The organism is Sporomusa sp. (genome assembly GCF_057736855.1).
The window spans coordinates 1-6,313 of sequence record NZ_JBYKYF010000177.1 but is presented as its reverse complement, the minus strand read 5'-3'; the positions used below and the strand labels follow the sequence as shown (position 1 = coordinate 6,313).

6 protein-coding genes and 2 riboswitches are annotated in these 6,313 nt (G+C 41.1%); of the genes, 5 read left to right on the top strand and 1 reads right to left on the bottom strand.

Annotated elements, in window-relative coordinates:
- The coding region (locus AC29Z1_RS11700) for a phenylacetate--CoA ligase family protein (RefSeq protein WP_488271642.1) at window positions 1–759 on the top strand (759 nt) is incomplete at its 5' end.
- Window positions 760–1,451: 692 nt separating this feature from the next.
- Window positions 1,452–1,527: riboswitch (glycine riboswitch) on the top strand.
- Between the two features lie 3 nt (window positions 1,528–1,530).
- Window positions 1,531–1,612: riboswitch (glycine riboswitch) on the top strand.
- 192 nt (window positions 1,613–1,804) lie between these two features.
- Complete coding sequence (locus AC29Z1_RS11695; protein WP_488271641.1) at window positions 1,805–3,184, top strand: amino acid permease; 1,380 nt, start codon at window positions 1,805–1,807, stop codon at window positions 3,182–3,184.
- Window positions 3,185–3,342: 158 nt separating this feature from the next.
- On the opposite strand, the gene AC29Z1_RS11690 is transcribed toward AC29Z1_RS11695, so the two are convergent.
- Window positions 3,343–4,050: a L,D-transpeptidase family protein gene (locus AC29Z1_RS11690; RefSeq protein WP_488271640.1), complete on the bottom strand. Its 708-nt coding sequence runs from the start codon at window positions 4,048–4,050 to the stop codon at window positions 3,343–3,345.
- 312 nt (window positions 4,051–4,362) lie between these two features.
- Between AC29Z1_RS11690 and AC29Z1_RS11685 the strand changes: the two genes are divergently transcribed.
- From AC29Z1_RS11685 to AC29Z1_RS11675, 3 genes are all read left to right on the top strand, one after another.
- Window positions 4,363–5,130: a DUF4931 domain-containing protein gene (locus tag AC29Z1_RS11685; RefSeq protein WP_488271639.1), complete on the top strand. Its 768-nt coding sequence runs from the start codon at window positions 4,363–4,365 to the stop codon at window positions 5,128–5,130.
- Between the two features lie 69 nt (window positions 5,131–5,199).
- Window positions 5,200–5,904, top strand: coding sequence for a tRNA (N6-threonylcarbamoyladenosine(37)-N6)-methyltransferase TrmO (gene tsaA, locus AC29Z1_RS11680; RefSeq protein WP_488271638.1), 705 nt, complete (start codon window positions 5,200–5,202; stop codon window positions 5,902–5,904).
- A 79-nt stretch (window positions 5,905–5,983) separates the two neighbouring features.
- Window positions 5,984–6,313 (top strand): exonuclease domain-containing protein (locus AC29Z1_RS11675; RefSeq protein ID WP_488271637.1); only part of this gene is annotated, 330 nt, incomplete at its 3' end.

The window sequence follows — 6,313 nt, the reverse complement described above, 5'->3', positions numbered from 1 at the left end:
GAAGCAACACTAAAAGCCATGGAGCGATTTGCGCCTAATGTTATCTTTTCCTCTCCTTCTTATATGACAGGCCTGACACGGGCGGCCGAGCGCCTGGGGTATCGTACGTGTCTGGATAAGATAATCCTCGCAGGTGAAGTGCTAACATCTGAGCATACACAGCTTTTCACCAGTTATTGGGGGGCAGCCGTCTTTGATAGCTATGGATCAACAGAGATTGGGAGCGCCCAAACCATTGCTTTACCGGAATGTACAGCCTTTCATTTGAACGATTTGCATCTTATCACCGAAATTATTGATCCAATGACAGGCAAGCCGGCTGATGAAGGTGAATTAGTATTTACTACTATCCGAAGAGAAGGTATGCCGCTCATCCGGTACCGGTCTGGCGATAAAGCGCGTTGGGCTGAGTGCGGCTGTTGGCTGCCCCTTAAGGCTATTAAGCTTTTGGGGAGAACCGATGACATGATTGTAGCCGGAGATATGAATATTTATGGCCGAGTTATTGCTGACGCAGTAGGAAATATTCCCGGAACCACCGGTAGAGTGCAAATCACAGTAACCAAAGAAGGGCTGACAGATAAACTGTCAATTACGATTGAAGGTCATACAACCGAGGCAAAAATACGGGAGGCTTTGCTTACATCATATCCGGAACTGGATACAAACTTGAAAAATGGCAATTTGTATTTAACCATTGAGCAGGTTGATATTCTGGCTTCACAGATAAAAAATGTAAAAGTATTGGATTTAAGATGACTTTAGTGCCTGTGAATGTACAGACTATCGGGCGCTACCTTTGTTTCAACAATATGTAGTGAAAATCTTAAGGATAGTTTGACTTAGATAAATTTAGCTAAATAAAAAAGACACCATCCATTGGATGGTGACCCTATATCCTATATATTGCACTGTGCTTTTACTCAGCAGGATTAAATGACGCCAGCTAAGTGAACTAAGTTTAACACATATAAGGTGACTGCTACAAATACAAAAGCGGCCCCCCCTAGTTTAATTGCTTCCATAATTTCACCTCTTTTCTTGACCATACTTCAGCCGATACCTAACAGGTTTGAGGGAACGACTGATTACAACGAGTGTGACTGGATAAATATAAGGCTCTTATAGGGTACTCCTATTTAAGTATTCACGCAAGCTGCGTTTTGGAGCATATTAATAGAAATTTGGTGCTGATGTGACAAAATGGCTAATTAGGTAACATATGGTTAAAAATTCCCTTGATAATTTACGTATAATATAAAATAATCTAAATAAAGTTAATTTAATGGATTTTTTTAAAAAATAGAAAGATACAAAGGCTATATATCCCATTAAATCAAAGGATATAAGTGGATAAATCAGCGCTACATGGAACATCGATATTTTTATTGACATTTATAAAAAGTGGTGGTAGAGTATGTAAGTAACCTAAACTTAATACCGAAATTCGTATGAAGATAATGGGAGAGAGATTGTATAATCCGCCGAAGATGTTATGCTTTCAGGCAAAAGGACCGTTATTGGACGAAACTCTGGAGAGCCTCGATAGAGCACCGAAGGAGCAAGCTGATTTATTTTTAAATTAGTGAATCTCTCAGGTAAAAGGACAGAGCCGATTAGCTATTTTGTGAGGCCAAATGTTTATTTGGTCTCTTTCTGTATTTTATGGGGCCAGATTTTGCTAATTTGGCCTCTTTTTGCTCTTTCGGAGGACGGTGTGGTGATTTTTGGTAATAAGTGTTAACTTTGCGCTCATAGTAACGCAGATCTAAAAACAGTAACACTAAGAAAGGCGGAAATGTTTATGATGGAAAATCAAAGTTTAGCGAGAGGACTGAAAAATCGCCACGTTCAATTGCTTGCGATTGGTGGGGCAATTGGTACAGGACTATTTCTGGGGTCAGGTCGGTCTATTCACTTGGCAGGCCCATCTATTTTATTTGCCTATATCATAACAGGGATCATTTGTTTTTTTGTTATGCGTGCCCTTGGCGAATTATTGCTTTCTAATTTAAAATACCATTCTTTTGTCGATTTTGTACGTGAGTATCTGGGAAACGGAGCTGCATTTATTACTGGTTGGACTTATTGGTTTTGCTGGATTTCCCTTGCTATGGCTGACGTAACAGCTGCTGGCATGTATATACAGTACTGGTTCCCCGATATAGCCCAATGGGTTCCCAGTCTTATGATTTTAGTAGTATTACTCATTATGAATCTTACTGCAGTGAAGCTGTTTGGTGAAATGGAATTTTGGTTTGCCTTAATTAAAGTAGTTGCCATTCTATCATTGATTGTCATTGGTACATTCATGATTATTAAAGGTTTTGCTACTGATGCTGGTGCATCCAGCTTTTCCAACCTCTGGAGTCATGGCGGTTGGATTCCTAATGGGTTAAGCGGCTTTATTCTTTCCTTCCAAATGGTTGTTTTTGCATTTACCGGTATCGAATTGGTTGGGTTGACCGCTAGTGAAACGGAAAATCCGGAACGGGTTATTCCTAAGGCTATCAACAATATTCCTATCAGAATTATTATCTTCTATGTCGGAGCACTGCTGGTCATTATGAGCATATATCCATGGACTGCCATTAGTCCGGCTAAGAGCCCGTTTGTCCAGGTATTTTCTGCTATGGGGATTGCGGCTGCTGCATCGATTGTCAATTTTGTTGTTTTAACATCAGCGGCATCGGCTGGTAACAGTGGGATTTTTAGTACAAGCCGTATGGTTTACTCTCTGGCACAAGAAAATAATGCGCCTGAATCCATGAAAAAATTAACCTCCAATCGTATTCCGGCTAATGCGACTATGATGTCGACAATTGTTGTTCTGATAGCGATTATTCTGCAATACATTATGCCGGAGGGTGTATTTGTACTAATTACCAGTATATCCACATTCTGTTTTATCTTTATTTGGGCTATTATTACTATCTGCCATTTAAAATACCGTAAAACCAATCCTGAACTAGCTGCTAAAAATAAGTTCAAAATGCCGTTATATCCAATCATTAACTATATAATTTTAGCGTTTTTTGCTTTTGTTTTAATTTCACTGGCACTCAATGAGGAAACTCGTGTAGCCCTGTTTGTGACACCTATATGGTTTATCATGCTGGGTGTGATATACAGGATATGTAAATCAAGAACGAAAGCGGAAGAGGGACAAACTAGTTTAGTATAATGTATGATGTAGAGGCTGTCTCCCAGTAAAAAAGGAAACAACAGGGTCAGCGTATTATTTTGTCTTATAATGTATTGCAACATACAAGAATCGGGTAATTTAACAAAAGACACCATCCCAATGGGTGGTGTTTTTGTTCATAAGGTGTATAACGATGCTTACAATCCCATTAAATCAAGTGTTTTTCTATCAACTATACCTGTAGGTTTAAGGCCATGATCATGTTGAAAGCGCTTAACTGCAGTCTCGGTTTCTTTATTAAAAAAACCGTCAGCTCTTTCTTCTAGGTATCCTAAATTTCTTAGGTGGATTTGCAGTTTTACAACATCAGGCCCCATTACATTAATTTTTAACTGGCGTTGGATGGGAACAGGGTGGTTTTCGATTTTTACTGGTGTCCCAATGGGAATCCACTCATATAATTCTTCAATATCTTTATTTCGCATGCGAATACATCCATGGCTAGCGTAATGACCGATGCTCCATGGTTGATTCGTACCGTGGATGCCATAACCTCCCCATGGGACATTAAGCGCCAGAAAGCGGGTGCCAAAGATATCGCCAGCCCTATAGGACTTCCAAATAATCACCCACTCGCCAACTGGCGTTGGAGTTTCACTTTTGCCTACGGCAACTCGGTAGGTCTTGTATACTTTACCATTTTCGAGGACTTCTAATGTGCGAGAGGGAATTTTGATATGAATAGAAATATTCCCTTTAGGAGCTTCTGTCGGCTGATTCGGAATGGCGGCTAAGTCTCGTTCATCCCAGTAATTAAGTATATTGATCCAGGCAAATAAGCTGATAAGCAATACGGTTACTATCGAAAGCAGCTTAGGTGGTTTTCTGATAAATAGACTTTTCATAAATTTCCCTCCTAAAAATGACGTTACAATCATATGATGCAGGAAGAAAAATTATAACAGTTGCTATCGTGTTCGGTTTAGTGAGCAGTTTTTAGCGTATCGTCCGTACTGCTCCTTGGATTGAATGGAATGTTAACTAGCCGCATCTTCCAAGATGTCTACTCGGGAGCGTGGTTGTTCAGCTCAGCTTATCCTGCTGGGTTCTTTATTTTATGGATTAAAACCTTTTCCTACCGAAGTTACACGTGACAGGAATCTAATATGGTATAATAAATAATAGAAGTAAAACACTAGCCTATAAGGAGACTTAGCATGACCGCAAGGCAAACTCACCTTGTTTTTGACACCAAGCTTGGCAGCACCAAACCAGTGACTGTTGTCGATAAGGGCTACAAATGTCCTTTTTGCTGCCGTAATGAACTGGAAGGCATCATCGCCGAAGACGGGCCAATACTTCTCCTAGCTAATAAATACCCAGTTCTTCAGGACACCTTCCAGACCGTCCTGATTGAAACTGATGACTGTACTTCGGAACTGTCAAAATACTCCAAAGAACACCTTTACCGGGTCATCCGGTTTGGTACAGAAAAATGGCTGGACATGATTGCTACTGGTGAATTCGCTTCAGTCCTGTTTTTCAAAAACCACGGCCCTAGCTCAGGCGGTTCTATTCGCCACCCACATATGCAAATTGTCGGCCTCCGTTATCTTGACTATACCGCCAATATTCCCCCGGCCAGCCTCGAAGGCATTGTCATCAGCCGTAACGGCGATGTTGAACTGACTATTGCCGATAAGCCACTGGTCGGTTTTGTTGAAATGAATATTAAACTCTCTGATCTCGGGCAAATCGACCGTTTAGCCGAGTACCTGCAGATCTGTGCCCACTATTTTCTTCATCATTTCAACCGCCAGTGCAACAGTTACAACATTTTCTTCTATTATATCGGCGGCCAGATAACTGCCAAAATCATGCCGCGGTTTGTTACTTCACCAATATACATCGGCTATGCCATTCCTCAATTGTCCACCCGCATTGCTGATATCGTCGCTGATCTCAAGAAAATATATGGATTATAATTGTATTACTGGTTTTCGGACCTGGGTAACGATTCATTCACGTAAGTTCAAAAACAAGGAAGTCAAGTTATGAAAAAATCAAGCATATTGGCAACCATTAAGAATATAGCCCGTATTCAAACCGATTTTTCCACTAAATTCGGTGTTCCCCGCCAAAGCGGGCTTGTTTCGCTAAAATCTACGATTATCTTTGAGCCGCCATATCGAGATCCCAGTGCCATTCGCGGTTTGGAGGGATTTTCACATATCTGGCTGATTTGGCAATTTTCTGAAGCGGTAGGGAGCAAATTTTCGCCGACAGTCAGGCCGCCACGGTTAGGCGGGAATACCCGGATGGGCGTATTTGCTACCCGCTCGCCATTTAGACCCAATCATTTAGGGCTTTCATCTGTTAAACTGGAACAGATTGAGCTGCATCCAGAATGGGGACCGATACTTCATGTGTCAGGTGCAGACATGATTGATCAAACGCCAATTTTTGATATTAAGCCTTATCTACCGTTTACGGATAGCCATCCAGAAGCTACAGCTGGTTTTGCTGCCCCATTTGAGGATTATAAGTTGCAGGTGATTTTTCCCGAAAAGTGGCTCAAGCTGATCCCTGAACCTTTGCGCCAAGGATTAGTTAATGTGTTGGAACAAGATCCTCGTCCAGCTTATGTTCGGGATCCAGCCCGCATTTTTGGCATTCCTTTTGCCAGTTTTGATGTTCGTTTTACTGTAGACAATGACATCCTTACCGTTGTACATATTGAATGTCTTGACAAAACGTAATTACTGTCTTGCGAGCGAAAGGTATCCGGATATTTGGTAAAGGATATTTTCAATAGTAATAAGTAGAAGAGGGATTTATTTGCATTTTGTAGCAATAGACTTTGAAACCGCTAATTCTGATAGAGCGAGTATTTGCTCTGCAGGGTTGGCACTTGTGCAAGATGGTGCATTAATTGAAACGAAATACTGGTTAATAAGACCAAGTGAGCTTCGGTTTCATCCAATAAATGTTTCCATCCACGGCATTACCGCGAAAGATGTTCAGGATAAACCAACATTTGCTGAAATCTGGGATGAAATGAAGTCGTACATACAGGGAAGTGTAGTGCTGGCGCACAATGCCAGTTTTGATCTGGGATGCCTGCGGGAAGTATTAACTAGGTATAACTTAGAGTATCCGAATATTGCC

Coding starts and splice junctions, on each gene's coding strand:
- AC29Z1_RS11690 (WP_488271640.1), bottom strand. CDS start 4,050: ATGAAAAGTCTATTTATCAGAAAACCACCTAAGCTGCTTTCGATAGTA.
- AC29Z1_RS11685 (WP_488271639.1), top strand. CDS start 4,363: ATGACCGCAAGGCAAACTCACCTTGTTTTTGACACCAAGCTTGGCAGC.
- tsaA (WP_488271638.1), top strand. CDS start 5,200: ATGAAAAAATCAAGCATATTGGCAACCATTAAGAATATAGCCCGTATT.
- AC29Z1_RS11695 (WP_488271641.1), top strand. CDS start 1,805: ATGATGGAAAATCAAAGTTTAGCGAGAGGACTGAAAAATCGCCACGTT.